The organism is Neorhizobium phenanthreniclasticum (genome assembly GCF_040066075.1).
Taxonomy (GTDB): Bacteria; Pseudomonadota; Alphaproteobacteria; order Rhizobiales; family Rhizobiaceae; genus Neorhizobium; species Neorhizobium petrolearium.
The window spans coordinates 145,088-163,597 of sequence record NZ_JBEAAL010000011.1; the positions used below are offsets into that span (position 1 = coordinate 145,088).

Annotated in this window: 14 protein-coding genes; 5 read left to right on the plus strand and 9 right to left on the minus strand. The window is 61.1% G+C overall.

Translation table 11 applies throughout. From position 1 onward, the window contains the following. Positions 1-133 precede the first annotated feature (133 nt). From ABK249_RS16195 to ABK249_RS16210, 4 genes are read right to left on the minus strand one after another with little or no spacing between them, the layout of a single operon-like run. Positions 134-1,795: a thiamine pyrophosphate-binding protein gene (locus tag ABK249_RS16195; protein WP_348863333.1), complete on the minus strand. Its 1,662-nt coding sequence runs from the start codon at positions 1,793-1,795 to the stop codon at positions 134-136. Then, complete coding sequence (gene caiB, locus ABK249_RS16200; protein ID WP_348863334.1) at positions 1,792-2,994, minus strand: succinate--glutarate CoA-transferase; 1,203 nt, start codon at positions 2,992-2,994, stop codon at positions 1,792-1,794. The genes ABK249_RS16195 and caiB overlap by 4 nt, the downstream gene beginning before the upstream one ends. 1 nt (position 2,995) lies before the next feature. After that, a complete protein-coding gene (locus tag ABK249_RS16205) occupies positions 2,996-3,961 on the minus strand; it encodes a DMT family transporter (RefSeq protein ID WP_227703087.1) in 966 nt (321 codons plus the stop codon). A 54-nt stretch (positions 3,962-4,015) separates the two neighbouring features. Further along, positions 4,016-4,981 (minus strand): alpha/beta hydrolase, encoded by a 966-nt coding sequence (locus tag ABK249_RS16210; protein ID WP_348863335.1) that lies wholly within the window; start codon positions 4,979-4,981, stop codon positions 4,016-4,018. Positions 4,982-5,122: 141 nt separating this feature from the next. On the opposite strand from ABK249_RS16210, the gene ettA reads away from it, so the two are divergent. From ettA to metF, 4 genes are all read left to right on the plus strand, one after another. Beyond that, on the plus strand, positions 5,123-6,772 hold the full coding sequence (gene ettA / locus ABK249_RS16215) for an energy-dependent translational throttle protein EttA (RefSeq protein ID WP_348863336.1): 1,650 nt from the start codon (positions 5,123-5,125) through the stop codon (positions 6,770-6,772). A gap of 227 nt (positions 6,773-6,999) precedes the next feature. Next, complete coding sequence (locus tag ABK249_RS16220) at positions 7,000-9,300, plus strand: methyl-accepting chemotaxis protein (protein ID WP_348863337.1); 2,301 nt, start codon at positions 7,000-7,002, stop codon at positions 9,298-9,300. 172 nt (positions 9,301-9,472) lie between these two features. Continuing rightward, entirely contained in the window at positions 9,473-10,468 is a 996-nt protein-coding gene (locus tag ABK249_RS16225) for an ArsR/SmtB family transcription factor (RefSeq protein WP_348863338.1), read from the plus strand. Positions 10,469-10,481: 13 nt separating this feature from the next. Continuing rightward, positions 10,482-11,369 (plus strand): methylenetetrahydrofolate reductase [NAD(P)H], encoded by an 888-nt coding sequence (metF, locus tag ABK249_RS16230; RefSeq protein WP_227703083.1) that lies wholly within the window; start codon positions 10,482-10,484, stop codon positions 11,367-11,369. 413 nt (positions 11,370-11,782) lie between these two features. Here the strand turns inward: metF and ABK249_RS16235 are convergent, their stop codons facing one another. The 5 genes from ABK249_RS16235 to ABK249_RS16255 form a co-directional block, all read right to left on the minus strand. Then, positions 11,783-12,712 carry a DMT family transporter gene (locus ABK249_RS16235; RefSeq protein WP_227703082.1) on the minus strand — a complete coding sequence of 310 codons (930 nt, stop codon included), beginning with the start codon at positions 12,710-12,712 and terminating at the stop codon, positions 11,783-11,785. Between the two features lie 85 nt (positions 12,713-12,797). Further along, entirely contained in the window at positions 12,798-14,000 is a 1,203-nt protein-coding gene (locus ABK249_RS16240) for a lytic murein transglycosylase (RefSeq protein WP_227703081.1), read from the minus strand. 116 nt (positions 14,001-14,116) lie between these two features. Then, the gene (locus ABK249_RS16245; RefSeq protein ID WP_037147554.1) at positions 14,117-14,926 is read right to left on the minus strand and encodes a glycoside hydrolase family 25 protein; all 810 of its coding nucleotides are present in this window, start codon (positions 14,924-14,926) and stop codon (positions 14,117-14,119) included. Between the two features lie 144 nt (positions 14,927-15,070). Then, complete coding sequence (locus ABK249_RS16250; RefSeq protein ID WP_348863339.1) at positions 15,071-15,739, minus strand: class I SAM-dependent methyltransferase; 669 nt, start codon at positions 15,737-15,739, stop codon at positions 15,071-15,073. Further along, on the minus strand, positions 15,739-16,986 hold the full coding sequence (locus ABK249_RS16255) for a BtaA family protein (RefSeq protein WP_348863340.1): 1,248 nt from the start codon (positions 16,984-16,986) through the stop codon (positions 15,739-15,741). The genes ABK249_RS16250 and ABK249_RS16255 overlap by 1 nt, the downstream gene beginning before the upstream one ends. Before the next feature lie 157 nt (positions 16,987-17,143). Here ABK249_RS16255 and ABK249_RS16260 point away from each other — a divergent pair, with 157 nt between their 5' ends. Then, positions 17,144-18,493: a serine hydrolase domain-containing protein gene (locus ABK249_RS16260; protein WP_348863341.1), complete on the plus strand. Its 1,350-nt coding sequence runs from the start codon at positions 17,144-17,146 to the stop codon at positions 18,491-18,493. Positions 18,494-18,510: the final 17 nt, after the last annotated feature.

The window sequence follows — 18,510 nt, forward strand, 5'->3', positions numbered from 1 at the left end:
GACCCTCTCTCCGGCTTGCGGGGAGAGGGGATTGCCCCATGTGACCTCCGAGGTCGTGGAAAACGGTGCGGCATGTTTCCTTCGCCCCGCTTGCGGGGAGAAGGTGCCGGCAGGCGGATGAGGGCAAACCCCCTTATGCCTTTTCCCTTATCTGGGTTAGTGTCCGTGCGGGCGTGATGGCTTCCGGATCGAGCTTCACCTCGATGATCGCCGGCTTGCCGCTGGCGCGGGCGCGCAGATAGGCCGGGCCGAAATCCTCCGTCCTTTCGACCAGCTCGCCATATCCACCGAAAGCTCTCGCGTAAGCCACGAAATCCGGATTGACGAGGTCGGTGGCGCTGACGCGCCCCGGATATTCCCGTTCCTGGTGCATGCGGATCGTGCCATAGATGCCGTTGTTGATGAGCACCGTGATGATCGGCAGGCCGTAACGCACGGCGGTTATGAATTCCTGGCCGTGCATCATGAAGCAGCCGTCACCGGCAAAGCATACGACTTCGCGCTGGGGAAACAGCTGTTTGGCCGCGACGGCAGCCGGCAGGCCATAGCCCATCGAACCGGACGTCGGGGCGGACTGCGTGTTATATTTGCGGAAGCGGTGGAACCGGTGCAGCCAGGTCGCATAGTTGCCGGCGCCGTTGGTGAAGATCGCGTCATCCGGCACGTTCTCTTCGATCCATTGCATGATCGGCCCCATCTTCACCGGTCCCGGTCCTGCTTCCGGCGGCGTCGACCATTTGAGATAGGATTCGTGCATGGACGCGGTACGATCCGCCCATGCGGGCGAGGCGGGGGCTTCAAGCTCTTTCAGGGCGGCGACAAATTCCGTGGGTGCGGCGCAGATCGCCAGATCCGGGCGGTAGATACGGCCGAGTTCTTCCGGATCGGGAAAGATGTGGACCAGCTTCTGCTTCGGATAGGGAATGTCGATCAGCGTGTAGCTGGAGGAGGGCATTTCCGACATGCGGCTGCCGAGCAGGACAAGAAGATCGGCCTCCTTGATTTCCTTCGCGAGTGCCGGGTTGATGCCGATGCCGGCATCACCTGCGTAGCAGGGATGGAGGTGGTCGAAAAGCATCTGGCGCCGGAACGAGCAGGAGACCGGCACCTTGAAGCGGGTGGCTAAGTCGGCGAAATCGGCATGCGCCTCTTCGCTCCAGCGCGTGCCGCCGAGGATGAACATCGGCCGCTTCGCTTCTTTGAGCGCCGTTTCAAATGCCGCGATCTGGCTTTTGCCCGGATGGCTTTCGACCGGCATGTAGGCGCGGGCCTCCGCTGCTTCGACCTCCTCGATCAGCATGTCTTCCGGCAGGGTCAGCACGACCGGGCCGGGGCGGCCGGAGGTTGCGACCGCGAAGGCGCGCGTGACAAATTCCGGAATGCGGCGGGCATCGTCGATCTCACCCACCCATTTGGCAAATTCCGTGAAGGCGCGCCGGTATTCGACCTCCTGGAAGGCCTCACGCTCCCGCATTTCGCGGGCGACCTGGCCGATAAAGAGGATCATCGGGATCGAATCCTGCCGGGCGATATGCAGGCCGGCCGAAGCGTTCGTGGCGCCTGGCCCGCGGGTCACCATGCAGATGCCCGGCTCGCCCGTCAGCCGGCCCCAGCTGTCGGCCATCATCGCCGCACCGCCTTCCTGGCGGCAGACGATGACGTCGATTCCGCTTTCGTAAAGCGCGTCGAGCACGGCGAGATAGCTCTCCCCCGGGACGCAGGAGATGCGCTTTACTCCGTTCGCCTTGAGGGCTTCGACGATGAGCTGGCCCCCGGTTTTCGTGGCGGTCTTCATTTCTGTTCCCCCCTCCTTTCCATGTCTTCCAGTTCGGCCAGCACGTCTGCGGTATGTTCGCCGAGCGCCGGGCTCGGCCGATGGTAGGCAAGTGGTGTCTCGGACAGCACGATCGGGTTGCGCACGCCGGCAATCACGGTACCGTCCGCTGCTTCGAGATCGATCCGGAGCCCGCGCGCCTTCACCTGCGGGTCGTCGAACATTTCCGCGATCGAGTTGATCGGGCCGGCCGGTATGGCATTCTCGCCGCAGGCGGCAAGCAGATGTGCCTTTTTCCATTTCATCGTCTCGGCAACGACCAGCCGCCGCACCTCGCCGCGATTGGCGACACGGGCCTTGTTGGTCGCAAAACGCTCGTCCTCGGCAACCTGTTCGATCCCCAGGAGGCGGCAGAAGCGGCGGAACTGGCCGTCATTGCCGACCGCAAGGATCAGGTGTCCATCTTCCGTCGGCACGACTTCGTAAGGCGAGATGTTCGGATGCGCATTGCCAAGCCGTACCGGTGCCTTGCCGGAGATGAGGTAGTTCATGTTCTGGTTGGCGAGCACGCCGGCCTGGACGTCGAGCAGCGCCATGTCGATATGCTGACCTTCGCCGGTCCTGATGGCATGAATCAGCGCTGCCTGAATTGCCGTTACGGCGTAGACGCCGGTGAAGATGTCGGCGATGGCGACGCCCGCCTTCATCGGTTCGCCGTCCGGCTCTCCGGTAATCGACATGAAGCCGGACATGCCTTGGACGATATAGTCGTAACCGGCGAGGCTGGCATAGGGGCCGTTCTGGCCAAAGCCGGTGATGGAGCAGTAGATCAGTTTCGGGTTTATCTTCCTGAGGCTCTCGTAGTCGAGGCCGTATTTCATCAACCCGCCGAGCTTGAAATTCTCGATCAGCACGTCCGCCCTGGCAACAAGCCGGCGAACGATCTCCTGGCCTTCCTCCGTCTTGAAATCGACGGTGATGGATCGCTTGCCGCGGTTGGTCGAGTGATAATACGCTGCCGAAAGATTTTCGCCGTTCTTCCCTTCGACGAAAGGCGGACCCCAGGCGCGTGTATCGTCGCCGCCGTCCGGATTTTCCACCTTGATCACGTCGGCGCCCATATCTGCCAGCACCTGTCCGGCCCAGGGGCCGGCGAGAATGCGAGCAAGTTCGATAACGCGGATGCCCGAAAGTGGTGGTTTCTTGTTCGTCTGGTTCATATCATGGGGTCACGGTTGACTTGGCGGCGCCGGTGATGGGCTCCATGGAAGCCACGCGCCTTTCCCGCCAGATGATGTAAAGGCCGGAGCCGATGATGATCGATATGCCGAGCCATTTCATCGGATCGGGGAAATCGCCGAAGACCAGCCAACCGAGCAACGTCGCCGAGACGATCTCGAAATACTGAAGAGGGGCGATCACCGAGGCAGGCGCCGCCCGATAGGCATAGACGGCCAGGATACCGGAAAGGGCGGCGAACGCGCCGACGCCGGCGAGCCAGGTGAAGGTCAACCAGTCCGGCAGGGACGGCGCGAGGAACGGGATGCCGGTCCGGTCGCCGACGAGAAGCAGCAGGCCGGAGATCGGAATGCCCCAGAGTGCCATCTGGAACTGCATCGACCATGGATTTTCGCGATGCGCCAGTGCCCGGGTCAGGAGCGCAAAGATCGCCACGCCGAGGGCGGTGACGATCGGCAGCAGGGCGACGAAGCCGATTTCCTGAAAGCTCGGACGGATAACGATCAATGCCCCGAGAAAACCGATCCCGCAGGCTGTGTAGCGACGCCAGCCGATGGTTTCCTTGAGAAAGATGCTGGAGAGCACCGTCAGGATGATCGGCTCGACAAAGAAAATGGCGACCGCGTCGGCAACCTCCATGACGGCAAGCGTCGCGACGAAGCAGATCATGGAGAGCGTAATCACCGTTGCGCGGATCGCATGGTAGATGCTGAGCTGCCATGAAAAGGTGCGCCACGAGCCGTTCCACAAAACGAATGGCAGCATGCAGAGCGCCTGGAAAAGGAAGCGGGCAGCAGTGATGAAAGTCGGCGAAGCCGAGTCGGTGGCAAGCTTGGAGAATATGTCGATGAAGGGCGCCATCAGCATGGCAAGGATCATCAGTCCGAGACCATGGACGATTCGGGTCTCGGGTGTCGAGGCAGCAAGGCTTGCAGACGACGAACTCATGAACCTCCTATAGCCGTGCATGACAGCGGAAGCACTTGAATAAATGTCATGAACTCATTCCATTTTAGATGACGAGCCGGTTTTGACGACAGGTGCTGCAGGCGGCAACGCGGCTTTCGCCCAGGATGCGAATTCAGCAATGGCGCGGGTGCGGACCGTGTCGTTCAGCGTTTCATGTCGCGTGCCCGGCCAGATCTTCGTGGTCACGTTCAAAAGACCATTCTTCTTGAGATGTTCTGAGAGCCAGAGAATTTCGCGGCCGCCGTTGGTGGCCGGATCCTCCGCGCCGCAGACCAGATGGATGGGCAGATCCTTTTGCAGGCTGCCGATCAGCGCCGGCGCGCGGAACGTCATCTCGAAAAGGTCGAGCCAGAGCGAAACGCTGGCGCCGAAACCGCAAAGCGGGTCTGCGATATAGGCATCGACGACGTCCCGGTCGTGGCTCAGCCAGTCGAATTCGGTGCGGTGGCCGGGGATGGATCTTCCCCAGGCTCCGAAAGTGAGTTTCGGCAGAAGGCCGCTCGGCACGTCGGAGCCCTTCAGGGCTTTTTCGGTGAGGAGGATCGCCTGCGCCGCACGCCCGGCAATTCCCGGATGGAAATTTGAGTTCCAGACGGCGACCGCGTCGAAACTTCCAGGAACGTCGACCGCGGCGCTGAGCGCAATGAGCCCGCCCATGGAATGGCCGAAGAACAGAATCGGCAGGCCGGCATGGGCATCCGCTGCCATATCGCGCATGGCCTTCACATCTTCCAATACCAATCGCACGCCGTTACGCCTCGCGAAACGACCGATCGGCGCATCGGACGCCGTCGTCTCGCCATGGCCGCGGTGATCGAAGGCATAGACGTGGAAGCCGTGCGAAGCCATGATCTCGGCAAACGGTCGGTAGCGTTTGGAATGTTCAGCCAGGCCGTGGGAGATCAGCAAGATGCCGCTGACCGGTCCTGCAGCCGGCTGATAGTGATAGGCAAGACTTGCCCCCGTCGGGCTCGAAAGCCGCCTCGTTTTGTCGAACATCCCCATCCTCCCATCACTCTGCGCTGTTTATGCGCGATTTTCTTGCTTATGCATCGGATTTTTCCGAAAAGCGCTTCACACTTTTCGGTCCGATGCACTACATAGCGGCAAACAAAATTCCCCCGTGGAGTAATTTATCCGATGGCACGTCAGTTCATTTACCACATGTCCGGCCTTAACAAGGCCTACGGCAATAAGAAGGTTTTGGAGAATATCCATCTGTCCTTCTATCCCGATGCGAAGATCGGCATCCTCGGCCCGAACGGCGCCGGCAAGTCGACCGTGCTCAAGATCATGGCCGGCCTCGATACGGAATATACCGGCGAGGCATGGCTCGCGGATGGCGCGACACTCGGCTATCTCGCTCAGGAGCCGCAGCTCGATGAGAGCCTGAACGTGCTCGGCAACGTGATGGAAGGCGTTGCCGACAAGAAGGCGATTCTCGACCGCTACAACGAACTGATGATGAACTATTCCGACGAGACGGCGGAAGAGGGCGCCAAGCTCCAGGACATCATCGACAGCCAGAACCTCTGGGATCTCGAAAGCCAGGTGGAGATGGCGATGGAGGCGCTCCGCTGCCCGCCGGGCGACGCGACCATCGACAACCTCTCCGGCGGTGAAAAGCGCCGCGTCGCGCTCTGCCAGCTCCTGCTGCGCCAGCCCGACCTGCTGCTGCTCGACGAACCGACCAACCACCTCGACGCCGAGACCATCGCCTGGCTGGAAAAGCACCTGCGGGAATATCCCGGCGCCATCCTGATGGTCACCCACGACCGCTACTTCCTCGACAACGTCACCGGCTGGATCCTCGAGCTCGACCGCGGCCGCGGCATTCCCTACGAGGGCAACTATTCCGCCTATCTGCAGGCCAAGGCGAAGCGCATGTCACAGGAAGAGCGCGAAGAGGGCGCCCGCCAGAAGGCGCTTGCCCGCGAGCAGGAGTGGATCGCCTCCAGCCCGAAGGCCCGCCAGGCGAAGTCCAAGGCCCGTATCCGCGCCTATGACGAACTGGTCAAGGCGGCGGAGGATCGTCGTCCCGGCGAAGCGCAGATCATCATTCCGGTCGGCGAGCGGCTCGGACAGGTGGTCATCGAGGCGGAGAACATCTCCAAATCCTATGGCGACCGCGTGCTCTTCGAAAATCTCTCCTTCAAGCTGCCGCCCGGCGGTATCGTCGGCGTCATCGGCCCGAACGGCGCCGGCAAGACCACGCTGTTCCGCCTGATCACCGGTCAGGAAAACCCGGACAGCGGTGATATCCGCGTCGGCGACACCGTCCATCTCGGTTACGTCGACCAGAGCCGCGATTCGCTCGACGGCAACAAGACCGTCTGGGAGGAGATCTCGGGCGGCAACGACATCATCAAGCTCGGCAAGCACGAGATGAACTCCCGTGCCTATTGCGGCGCCTTCAATTTCAAGGGCGGCGACCAGCAGCAGAAGGTCGGCACGCTTTCCGGCGGCCAGCGCAACCGCGTGCATCTCGCCAAGATGCTGAAAGCCGGCGGCAACGTGCTGCTGCTCGATGAGCCGACCAATGACCTCGATACGGAAACCCTCTCGGCGCTCGAAGATGCGCTCGAAAGTTTTGCCGGCTGCGCGGTCATCATCAGCCACGACCGGATGTTCCTCGATCGTCTTGCCACCCATATCCTTGCTTTTGAAGGCGACAGCCATGTCGAATGGTTCGAAGGCAATTTCGAGGATTACGAAGCCGACAAGATCCGTCGTCTCGGTGCTGATGCGGTAAATCCCAAACGCGTCACCTACAAACGCCTGACGCGCTGAGCAAAAGGCACTTCGACGAATTGTTGAGCCCCGTTTCGGCGGGGCTTTTTCATGCTTCTCATTTAAGTCGCACCTTATAAATGCGAGAAATTACTCCAACTATTTGATAGTGGGGCCGCAAGAAAGCGCAAAGACTCTGCTTCTAGGTTCTCAACGATAGCAGGACCATGTCCGTTCGGTCCTTGGCGCCATCATGAGGATGGGAGACTGGGGAGTGATTGATCGCCATGGCCCGTTTCATTGAACGTCTGTCTTTTCGGACTTCTCTGGCACTTGTCGCTGTTATACCAACCGCTGCTGCGATCGTCCTCGGTGCGGCTTTGGGGCTGAGTGCCTATGAGAACTACAGGCAGTTCGACAGGGCGCGGACGCTTACCAAACTTGTAGGGCCGGCCGGTAGCATGATGAATGCGATCTCCGCTGAAAGCTATGCGGGACCTGCTGAGCGCGATGCAGCGCGCAAGAACGCGGATACGATCGAGAAGGCTCTGGTCGACAACTATGCTCGCATCAAGTCGCAGGGCATGGCCGACCGCGGACTTGAGGAGACGATTACCGCCCTGGAGGATCGTTACGCCCGCATGGGCGAATTCCGCGCCAAGATCGATGCCGGCGACAAGAACCCGCTTCTTACCGCACAATATCTCACGCCTTTGTCACAGCAGACGCTCGATACTGTGGCTCGTGTTGCCAACCTGACCGAGGATCGCGCGCTGGCGCGCGCCATTGATGGCATTCATGCATTGGTGCAGGTCAATAATGGCTATGCGATTGTGACCCGGATGGGCCAGCAATTCGCCAAGAATGGGACGCTGACGTCCGAGGAAGTGGCCCGTTATGTTCAGGGTCGCCAGCAGGTGCGCATCTACGAAAAGCATATGCGTGCTGCACTGGCGCCAACGGTGCTCGCCAAGCTTGACGCTTTCTGGAACGCGCCCGACGGTGCGTTCGCAGTTGATCTCCTGAAGACCTTCGATGCCCTGAAACTTTATACGCCCGCTGCCACGGACTACGACCAATGGACTGCCGCGATGGAAAAGCGCAGGTTGCTCTCGGCCGATCTGGTCGAGGAGGCTTCCGGAGAGCTGGTACGTCTCGCCGACGACCTGACGATGGGCGCTTCCAACAGGTTATTGACGATCAGTGGAGTGCTCGTTGCCTTGATCGCCGTCGTCGCCTGCTTCAGTTTCCTTGTGGCCTCCAGCCTGTCCGGTTCGATCCGCCGTATCAGTGGCCGGATGGCGAGCCTTGCTGCAGGCAATACCGAGGAAGCCATTCCCTATGCGGATCGCAAGGACGAGATCGGCGACATGGCGCGCTCGGTCGAGGTCTTTCGCGAAGCGGCCATCCGCAACAATGAACTCGAAGCAGAGGCTGATGCCAGCCGCCGCCGTTCGGAGGCCGAGCGTGTCGAAATGCAGCGGCAGACGGAAGCCGAGGCCGAGGCCCGTCTCAACCAGGCGACCGGTGCGCTTGCCGCGCACTTGCGACGCCTCGCCAACGGGGACATGCTCTGTGAGGTGAATGAAGCCTTCGCGCCGCAATTCGAAGGTCTGCGGCACGACTTCAATACGTCGGTCCGCCAGCTCCGCGATGCACTTTTGAGTGTCGGCAACTCGGTTTCGACCGTTACCAGCGGCTCGAAGGAAATCTCGGATGCCTCGGATAACCTGTCCAAGCGCACCGAACAGCAGGCCGCCTCGCTGGAGGAGACAGCAGCTGCTCTTGAAGAGATCACCGCCAATGTGGTCGCGACGTCAAAGCGTACCTCCGAGGCTCGCGATGTCGTCCGCGATGCCCGCGCCCGCGCCGACCAATCGGGGCACGTCGTTCGCAATGCGGTCGCAGCGATGGAGCGGATCGAGAAGTCGTCGCACCAGATCGGCCAGATCATCGGCGTCATCGACGAGATCGCCTTCCAGACCAATCTCCTGGCGCTCAATGCAGGTGTCGAGGCGGCGCGCGCCGGCGATGCCGGCAAGGGCTTTGCCGTCGTCGCCCAGGAAGTGCGCGAACTCGCGCAACGCTCCGCGAATGCCGCGAAGGAAATCAAGGCGCTTATCTCCAACTCGGCGGTTGCCGTGGGCGAGGGCGTCAAGCTGGTGAGCGATACCGGCGAAGGCCTTGGCGTGATCGAGCACCTGGTCCAGACCGTCACCGCCCATATGGACGCGATCGCGACTGCGGCCCAGGAGCAGTCGGCAGGGCTGGCGCAGGTCAACACTGCCGTCAATCACATGGACCAGTCGACTCAGCAGAATGCGGCGATGGTGGAAGAGATGAATGCCGCTGGCGCTGGTCTCGCACAGGAAAGCGCCAAGCTTAGCGATCTGCTGTCGCACTTCCAACTCGGGGGCAGCAGCGCAACCTCTCCGCTTCGCGATGCCGCCGCTCGCATGCGTGCTCCGGCAGCGCCTGTATCAGCTCCTCGGCCTGCCACACCCACCCGCCAGGCCTCTTCGCGCGCGCCAGTCTCTCACGGCAATGCCGCGGTGGCGCAGTCCGCGGAGGAGTGGGAAGAGTTCTGATCGCGACAGAGATCATCGGAGAGATCGATCAGGCGGATTGGGAAGGGCGGTCTTCGGGCCGCCTTTCCTCGTTCTGCCGATCCCTTGCCGCATGGATCGTTTAGTGCTTGCATAAAGTCGCAAAATCACATAAACATATCTTTATATGTTGATTGGCTGGAGATGTGTCGGAATGGGTATGGCGCTGGATACGCTGGTGGATGTCCTGAAGACTGCAGGCGAGCCCACGCGCTTCCGCCTGCTGGCGTTGCTTGCAGCCGGAGACCTTACCGTCACCGATCTCACGGAAATACTGGGACAGTCGCAGCCGCGCATTTCGCGGCATCTGAAGCTTTTGGCCGAGGAGGCTTTGATCGACCGCTACCAGGAGGGGGCATGGGCCTATTTCCGGCTGAAGCAGGACGGGAAGGCGGCAACGCTCGTCAGGACCCTGCTGGCCGCCTCCTCCGAGGAGGACCCGGTGCTTCTGCGCGACAGCGAGCGGCTTGCGACCGTCAAACGCCTGAGATCAGAACATGCCCAGGCCTATTTCAGCCGCAATGCATCCGAATGGGATGAACTTCGCCGGCTGCATGTCAGCGACGCCGCCGTCGAAGCGACACTGCTAAAGCTTGTCGGCACGACGCCGGTCGACTCGCTTCTCGACCTCGGTACCGGCACGGGCTGGATCCTGCAGCTACTATCGAAGCTTTATCGCCGCGCCATCGGCATTGACGCGAGTCGCGATATGCTCGCAGTGGCGCGCGCCAATCTCGATAAGGCCGGCATCGTCAAGGCCTCGGTCCGACACGGCGACATCCTCAACCTGCCGCTCGAAGGGCAGGATTTCGACCTCATCACCATTCATCAGGTGCTGCACTTCCTCGATCAGCCGGAACTGGCGATCGCGGAAGCCGCCCGCGTGCTGCGGCCGGGCGGGCGGCTGCTGATCGTCGACCTTGCTCCGCATGCGCTCGAATATCTGCGCGATGACCACGCCCATGTGCGTCTCGGCTTTTCCCATCAGGTAATGGCGGAATGGCTTGAGAAGGTCGGCCTCGAAGTCGAAGAGGCGATCGATCTCGGTTCCGGCAAGGAAGGTGCGCTGACTGCCACCGTCTGGCTCGCCCGCGACCGCAGGCTGCTCATCGCTTCGCATGCACCCGCTGAAACCCAAACCGCGCCTTAAGGGAGCTGAATCCATGACCGCACACCGCGAATCTTTCAGCGTCTCCTTCGAATTCTTTCCGCCGAAGTCGGATGAGATGGAAATCCAGCTTTGGGAAACCGTCGAACAGCTCTCCGGCTGGGACCCGGATTTCGTCTCCGTGACTTACGGCGCGGGCGGTTCCACCAAGGAACCGACGCTTGCGGCTGTGACGCGGATGATCGGCGAGGAAAAGCTTCCGACGGCGGCGCATCTGACCTGTGTCGATGCTTCGCGTGACGAAATCCGCTCCGTCATCGAGGAATACCGCGCCGCCGGAGTTCGGCGCATCGTGGCGTTGCGCGGTGATCCGACCAGCGGGATCGGCACGGCCTATGCTCCTCATCCCGAAGGCTTTGCCGAGACGGCCGATCTGGTGCGCGCCCTGGTGGAATATGGGGATTTCGATGTGTCGGTATCCGCCTATCCCGAAAAGCATCCGGAAAGTGCCGATCTCGCGGCAGATATCGACACTCTGAAGCGCAAGGCGGATGCGGGTGCTGCGCGGGCGCTCAGCCAGTTCTTTTTCGACAATGATATCTTCGAGCGCTACCTCGAAAAGGTTCGGGCGGCCGGAATCGGCATTCCCGTCGTCCCGGGTATCATGCCGATCCAGAACCTGACACAGCTCAAGCGCTTCGCCAGGCGCTGCGGCTCCTCCGTGCCGGCTTTTCTCGACGCCCGATTCGAAGGATTGGACGAGAAGCCCGAGGAACGTGAAAAGGTTGCCGCCGATATCGCCGCCGAACAGATGGAGGATCTGGGCCGTCGCGGTATCCGCGATTTCCACATCTATACGATGAACCGTGCGCCGCTCGTCTCCGCCGTGTTGCAACGCCTCGGGCGTCGACAGATCAGCAGCCCTCGTATTGCCGCTGCCTGAAAATGAAAAACGCATGCTCCTTTGCGGGGAGCATGCGTTTCATTGGAAGTGCTGATATCAAACGGTCACGGATGCGAGATATATGACCTGTTAGTGGGAACCTCGTGGCGGCTCAGATGAAGAGCATGGATACCACGAACACGAACGCTGCACCGACTATCAGGACATTCAGAGAGTATGTACGTCCCATGTCTGCCTCCTTGCGTTGACCGTTAAATTTTATGTCGTTTTCGTGGCGCTTGGAAAGCAGATTCTATGCTGCACTGCCGTTGGGAACGAAACAAGTTTCACGGCTTCTTTCTATATATAACTGATTATATTGCCTAAATGTCCCACGAAGATTCGTGCGGCAAAAGTTAAAAACCGGTACACGACTGTTAATATCCGTCATATTTCGTGAGGGTTCCGTCCTCTTACGAGACTTTCTTCGGCTGATTGCTGCGATAGCGAAGAAGCCTTCCGTCGAGCAAAACGAGGCCGAGGCCGATCAGCAGCATGCCGATCAGATCAGTCATCCCCAACCGTTCGCCGAGGAAAAGCGCTCCCAGCAGGATGGCGCTCGGAGGAACGACGAGCGTCACGAGGGAGGCATTGGTGGCACCCGCCATGCTCAGAATCCGGAAGAAGAGCAGGTAGGCGAAAGCGGTTGAAAGAAGCGCCAGAGCCAGGATCGCCAGCACTGCATGGGCGGATGGCACGGGCAACATCCACGGCCTGTCGGCGATGAGCGAGACGGGCAGCATGATCAGTGTCGAGGCGGTCAGTTGTCCCGTCGCGGATACCGGTGCCGGCAGGCTGCGGAAGCGCTTGCCATAGGTGCCGGCGACGCCATAGGAGACTGCTGCAAGCACCGGCAGCACCAGCGCCCAGAGGGGAGCAGAGGCGGCATCCGTCACGCTCGGACCGATCAGCACCGCCGTGCCGGCCAGGCCGGTCAGGCAGCCTGCCAGTTTTGCCGTCGTCAATTTTTCATCCGTCGTCCAGCGATTGGCGATCAGCACCGTCCAGATCGGCGTGGTGGCGTTGAGGATAGAGGCAAGGCCTGCGCCGATCTCGGTTTGACCGAAGAAGATCAGCGTGTGGGGCAGGGCATTGTTGACGAAGCCCATGACGAGGAATGCGCGCCAATGGGTTGCAAGCGTCTCATAGAGGCCGAAACGGCCATGGAGATAGATATGCAGGGCGAGCGCCGCGAGGAAGAGGCGCAGGAATACCAGAGTGAAGGGCGGTACTTCCAGGACCGCGACGCGTGCGAAGAAGAATGAGCCGCCCCAGATCAGTCCGAGCAACAGGATAAGCGCCCAGGCGGAGGCACTGGGCTTCGGATTGGTGGCGCTCGTCATGCGGTTCTCCCTCTCATTGAAGCGAGGAATAGCCGTCAAATCACGGAGTCGCCACCCGAATCTTGAATGATAGGATACCGCTTGCTCACAGGGCCGACAGAAGCGCCTGGGTCGGCCAACCGTCCGCAGGCATGCCAAGCCGTGCCTGTTCCTTCTGGACCGCGGTGCGCGTGCCCGAGCCCAGGATGCCGTCCACCTTGCCGACGTCGTGCCCGAGCGCTTCGAGCCTGGTCTGCAGCGCCTTCATGCCGGTATCGTCCAGGCCCAGGTCGGGCGTGCCTTTCAGATAGGGCGGGGCGCCGGAAAGCCGGGTCGCAAAATAGGCGGCGGAAGTTGTGTAGATGAAGGATTGGTTCCACTCGAGGTAGATGCCGAAATTCGGGTATGTGAGGAAGGCGGGTCCCTTGCGGCCCTGCGGCAGGATAAGCGCCGCCGGTAGGTCACCGAAGCTCGTGTCATTGTCGCGCGGGGTCACGCCCAGCTTGAACCATTCGCTTGCCGGAATCTCGTTGCCAAGCCCGGACTTTTCCCATGGGAGGCTTTCCGGAAGTGTTACCTCCTGGATCCAGGGCTGACCGGCCTTGAAGCCGAGACTCTGGATGAATTTTGCCGCCGTCAGGATGGCGTCCGGCGCGCTGCCCTTGACGTTGACATGGCCGTCGCCATCACCGTCGATGCCATAGGCGATAATGTCCTCAGGCAGCATCTGGACCTGTCCGACCTCGCCCGCCCAGGCGCCGGTATTGGTGGCAGGGTTCAGGTCGCCATGCTGCACCATTTCAATCAGGGCGATGAGTTGCGGGCGAAAGAGTTCGGGTCTGCGGCAGTCATGCGACAGTGTCACCAGTGCATTGCGCGTATTGAAATCACCTTGGACCGCGCCGAAATCGGTTTCCATGGCCCAGAAGGCGGTAATGACGCCGGGGGCTACGCCGAATTCGCGTTCCGCACGGGCAAACACATCGGCATATTGCTTCAGTTTCTGACGGCCGATGTCGAGGCGGGCCTGGCTCACGGTGCGCTGCGAGAATTCGAGAAAGGTCTGGCGGAAAACGCCCTGGGCGCGATCGCGGGAGAGCACCTTCTGGTCGATCTGCGCGCCGGCAAGCGCCTCATCGGCGGCGCTCGCCGGAATGCCCTTGGCAACGGCTTCCGCCTTCACACCTTCGAGGAAGGCTCCGAGATCGCCGCCGCAGCCTGGCGCGGGCGTCTGGGCGAGCGTGTTTGAAGCAAGACAACCGGTGATGACGGAGGCGAAGGCAAGGCGGCGGACAAATACGGAGGACATTCGGGGTTCCCAGAGTGAATGAGCACCGCCCGTTTCCGAAAGATTTGTGACCGAAACGTGGGCATTGGTGCGGCTGCCGCAGTTATTACCGCAACGCATCGTACAGCGCCAGATGGCTATTCCGCAGAGGCGACGGTCTTGTTGTCGCTGACGGTCGCAACCCAGCTGTTCCAGTTCTTGGCCGTGCCTGCAAAAACGTTGATATCTGTCTCGCCCTTGATGCCCGGCACAACGCCGGTCGAGGTATATTGCCAGAAGGCCCACCGGCGGCCGGCATAGATTTCGCCCGGATGGGCGGCAACTGACCGCAACCAGAATTGATAGTCGTTGAAGCTGCCGACCAGATTGTCCCGGTGGAAGTCGACCGATGTATAGATGATCGGACGCTTGCCGTAATGGGCTTCGAGACGGTCCATGAAACGCTGCAAGACGTCGCGCACGGTCGCTGAATCGGGCCGGAGCTTGCAGGTCGGGGAGGCGTGGTTCCATTCGGCGTCAAGCACCGGCGGCAGGGTGACGGCTCCCCTCGGCACATTGGCGATAAACCAGTCGGCCTGTTCGTCGGGTGTCGAGCAGAAATAATAGAAATGATAGGGCGCGTGAGGGATTCCGGCAGCCGCGGCACCGCGCCAGTTCTTTTCGAACGTCGGATCGATGCGATCCTTGCCCTCGGTCGCCTTGATGAAGACGAAGGCTATACCGGACTTCTTCACGGTCGCCCAATCGATGCCGTCGCCATTCCATTTGGACAGATCGATTCCGTGGACTTCGTGCCGGCCGGGATGATTCTTGCCGAAGTCCTGCGGATCGCTGTCCTTGAACGGCAGTTTCTTGACCGATGCAGTCTCGACGAAATCATAGTCGGTGGACGTACAGCCCGTCCCGAGGATCGCGGTCGCAATAAGGGCGAGAAGGAGCCGAGGCATGGATGTCCCGTGTTGATGCTGTGCAGGAAGCCACTTGCCCGCGAAGCAACACACGGGAAGCGCAAAGCCCATATTCGCCATATCGTCGTAAAAAGTCGGTTAGGGCAAGAGGGATTCGTGCCGGCGGCACCATGACGAGCCGGTTCAGCCGCGCCGGCGGATGACCGCATACCAGGCATAACCCCAGCCGATCTCCTCGAAGATCATATCGGCGTCTGCCGCGGTCAGCCTGCTTTCGAGCACCGCGTGCAGGTTGGCGCGAGGTGTCACGTGGAAGCGTGTGAGCCAGGCCTTGAGCAGCCGCCCGAACCAGCCGGGCAGCTGTTCCTGCTGGCCGAAATCGACGATATGCAGCGAGCCGCTCGGCGCCAGCGCCGCAAGGGCGGCATCGATTGCCTTTTCCCAGTCGGGAATCATCGACAGCGCATAGGAGATCAGGATGCGGTCGAACCCTGAAACGCCGAAATCCCCAGCCTTGAAACTGGTGGCGTCGGCGACGCGGAATTCCGGCGCGACCGGCTTCCTGCGGAAATTGGCTTGGGTACTCTCCAGCATTTCGGCGGAAATATCGAGACCGTAGAGCTTGGCGGTCGGATAGTGCCGGTGAGCGAGCAGGAGGTTGCGGCCCGTGCCGCAGCCGACTTCGAGCAGCGTCGCGCCGGGCGGAACATGCAGCCCGCCGATCGCCCGATCCCGCCCGAAGAGATAATACTTGCGGGTAAGATCGTAGATATGGCGCTGATACCGGTACATCCGGTCCATGCGTTCGGCATGATCGTGGGACAAGGAAGCGCTCGCCATATCCGTCGCCATCAGGCTCTCTTCACATAGATGTGGAAGCCGCCGTAGATCGCCGAGCGGTCCTGAAGGTTGAGCTCGTGGGAACGCGCCTCCAGATACAGCCATTGATCGAGCAAGGCGGGAGAAAGGCGGCCATCGAGCACGCTCTTTTCCGCGGCCGTGCGGAAGATCACCCGAGCGCCCGGAGCGGCCGTTCGGGTGATTTCCGACCATAGGTCGTTCAGCTGCTGATCGTTCATCCAGTCCTGCGCGTCGAGCAGCACGTAGCGATCGACGGTTGCGGCCGCCTTCTGCGCCAGAAGCTCCGTGAAGCTGGCGTGATGGACGGTGACACGCTCTGCGTTGCCACGGATGGCGCGATAATTCTCGGCCTTGAGATAGGTCGGCAGCGTGCCTTCCTCCGGCTTCGGATAGCGGCGGACGAAGGCCTGCCAGGCGAAATAGTTGTCACGGAGCGGGAAATGGCAGGCGAGCTTTTCGAGGCGCTGGCGAAGAACCGGCGCGATCGAGCCATCCGATGCCAGGCTCGCCAGTTCGTCATATTGCTGCGGTGGAATGCCGAGGCCGAACAGCGAACTCTTGCGGCTCGTAACCCAGCGGATCAGCGGCTTGTCGAAGAGGGGGGCTACGCGGTCGTCGAAGAACTGGCGCTGTTCGCGTAGCGAGCGCGCGTTCGCCATGTCCTTGAGATTGATGCCGTGCAGGCGGGCGATGGCGTGGCCGGCGCCGATGAACCGGCCGAGCAAGCCCGTCTTGTAGATATTGCGGTCGAAGACTTCGATGCGGCGGCGGCCCGAGAGTGACCGTTTGTCCCAATAGGCGCGGGTGGCAATATCGAGGTTCGGAGCGATGAAGGCATCGTAGCTCTTGCTGTTGGAGCGCACCCCGTCCATGCCGAAATGGCGCACGACATCGCCATGTCCGGGCAGATGGCGGAAGGCGGCAAGCTTCAGCCGGTTCAGCGCCACGTGATGCGGGTTGAGGTCGACCACGTCGATCTTCTTCGGAGAGCGGGAGAGATAGGCGAGCATATTGCAGCCGCCGGAGCCGATGGTCACGATCGTGTGCCCCTCGCCAAGCTCCATCGCCGCCATATCGACGTCCGGGTCTTCCCAGATCTGCGGATAGACGAGGCCGGAGAAAAGCAGCCCGAAAAGCCTCTCCGAAAAACCCTGCCGCGAAAGAGCCTTATGCTGCAGAAGCGCGTCCTTCAGCTTCTGGTTTTTCCGAAAACCGGCTTCCTGTGCAATATCCGCCATGGTCGAATCCCGCCTGTTCAAGGTTTCAGCGCGTGTAAACCCGTCGTGCAACAGATTGATGACGCAGCCTGTGGCCTGCGGGTTGCGGATGTCCGAAAGGCCCTTCCACGATAGGGAGAATCCTGATTGCATGCGGCGTGCGCAACGGGAGACGGGCATGCGGTTGTTGATCCGGATTGTGAAGATCGTTTTGGGCGTTGTCGTCGTCGGTCTCATCGGCCTCGGAATCGGGCTTTACACAGTGCCGCCGGAATTGTTCCGCGTCGGCAGCGGCTACGCGGCGAAGATCGTGTGCTCCAATGTGTTCCTTGCAGGACGTGATAGCGATGAGGTCCTGGCCGTCGATGTCCAGGCGCCGGGGCATCCGCTTCTCAAGCTTATGCGGGTTTCCGTCGACCCGGCGGACAAGCGCGTGCGTGCGGCCCTTCTTGGCTTCATCGCCGGCAATGACGCGGTCTACCGCGAAGGCCTGGGCTGCGCCGTCACACCGGACGGCAATCCGTCTGCTGCATTGAGATTGAGTCATGCCGCGCCGCGGCCGGCTGATGAAAATGGTCTCTGGCCGGAAGGCGGGAAAATTGAATCCGACCAGAAGGTTGCGGAACTTCTTTCAGATACCGATCTCGTTGGACCGAATATGCGGGCGGTGGTGGTCGTAAAGAACGGGCGGATTGTCGGCGAGGCTTACGGGACCGGTTTTTCGAAGGATACGCCACTGCTCGGCTGGTCGATGACCAAGACGGTCACCGCCACGATCATCGGCACGCTGATCCGCGACGGCAGGCTTTCGCTGGAGGACAGGAGCCTTTTCCCGCAATGGCAGGACGATAAGCGTGCCGATATCCGGCTCGCCGATCTGCTGGCGATGGAAAGCGGTCTTGCCTTCAACGAAAATTACGGCACGGTCGCGGATGTCACACGCATGCTCTACCTTGAGCCGGATATGGCGAATTTCGCTATCGTTAAGCCCCTCGAAGGCGACCCAGGCTCTCGCTTCAACTATTCCTCCGGCGTGGGCGTGATATTGTCGAGGGTCTGGATGGACAGGCTCGGCGACAAGGCGGCTGCGCTCGCCTATCCCGGCAAGGCGCTGTTCGATCCGCTCGGCATGACAAGTGGGGTGATGGAAACGGATGAAGCCGGCACGTTTGTCGGCAGTTCCTATATGTACGCCACGGCGCGTGATTGGGCGCGGCTGGGTTTGCTCCTCGCGAATGATGGCATGTGGAACGGCAATCGTATCCTGCCGGAAGGTTTCGTCGGTGAGATGCATGAGCCGAACCGGACTTCGAATGGCCGCTATTCGAAGATGCAGACCTGGCTGCCCGCCAGCAGCAGCGGACTCCCCGCCGACGCGTTTTTCCTCGACGGGCACGATGGCCAGAATGTGGTGGTCATTCCGTCGCTTGATCTTGTCGTCGTGCGGCTCGGACTGACACCGGACTGGGAACCTTACAGTCCCTTGCCGCTTGTCGCGGAAATCACCAGAACAGTGACGGCGCCCTGAGGCGCCGTTGTCCGCGG

What these genes read in the sequence shown, in the direction of transcription:
- ABK249_RS16260 (WP_348863341.1), top strand. Translation starts at nt 17,144, where the DNA reads ATGCGGTTGTTGATCCGGATTGTGAAGATCGTTTTGGGCGTTGTCGTC.
- ABK249_RS16225 (WP_348863338.1), top strand. Translation starts at nt 9,473, where the DNA reads ATGGGTATGGCGCTGGATACGCTGGTGGATGTCCTGAAGACTGCAGGC.
- ABK249_RS16255 (WP_348863340.1), bottom strand. Translation starts at nt 16,986, where the DNA reads ATGGCGGATATTGCACAGGAAGCCGGTTTTCGGAAAAACCAGAAGCTG.
- ABK249_RS16240 (WP_227703081.1), bottom strand. Translation starts at nt 14,000, where the DNA reads ATGTCCTCCGTATTTGTCCGCCGCCTTGCCTTCGCCTCCGTCATCACC.
- ABK249_RS16205 (WP_227703087.1), bottom strand. Translation starts at nt 3,961, where the DNA reads ATGAGTTCGTCGTCTGCAAGCCTTGCTGCCTCGACACCCGAGACCCGA.
- ABK249_RS16245 (WP_037147554.1), bottom strand. Translation starts at nt 14,926, where the DNA reads ATGCCTCGGCTCCTTCTCGCCCTTATTGCGACCGCGATCCTCGGGACG.
- ABK249_RS16250 (WP_348863339.1), bottom strand. Translation starts at nt 15,739, where the DNA reads ATGGCGACGGATATGGCGAGCGCTTCCTTGTCCCACGATCATGCCGAA.
- ABK249_RS16210 (WP_348863335.1), bottom strand. Translation starts at nt 4,981, where the DNA reads ATGTTCGACAAAACGAGGCGGCTTTCGAGCCCGACGGGGGCAAGTCTT.
- ABK249_RS16235 (WP_227703082.1), bottom strand. Translation starts at nt 12,712, where the DNA reads ATGACGAGCGCCACCAATCCGAAGCCCAGTGCCTCCGCCTGGGCGCTT.
- ettA (WP_348863336.1), top strand. Translation starts at nt 5,123, where the DNA reads ATGGCACGTCAGTTCATTTACCACATGTCCGGCCTTAACAAGGCCTAC.
- caiB (WP_348863334.1), bottom strand. Translation starts at nt 2,994, where the DNA reads ATGAACCAGACGAACAAGAAACCACCACTTTCGGGCATCCGCGTTATC.
- metF (WP_227703083.1), top strand. Translation starts at nt 10,482, where the DNA reads ATGACCGCACACCGCGAATCTTTCAGCGTCTCCTTCGAATTCTTTCCG.
- ABK249_RS16195 (WP_348863333.1), bottom strand. Translation starts at nt 1,795, where the DNA reads ATGAAGACCGCCACGAAAACCGGGGGCCAGCTCATCGTCGAAGCCCTC.
- ABK249_RS16220 (WP_348863337.1), top strand. Translation starts at nt 7,000, where the DNA reads ATGGCCCGTTTCATTGAACGTCTGTCTTTTCGGACTTCTCTGGCACTT.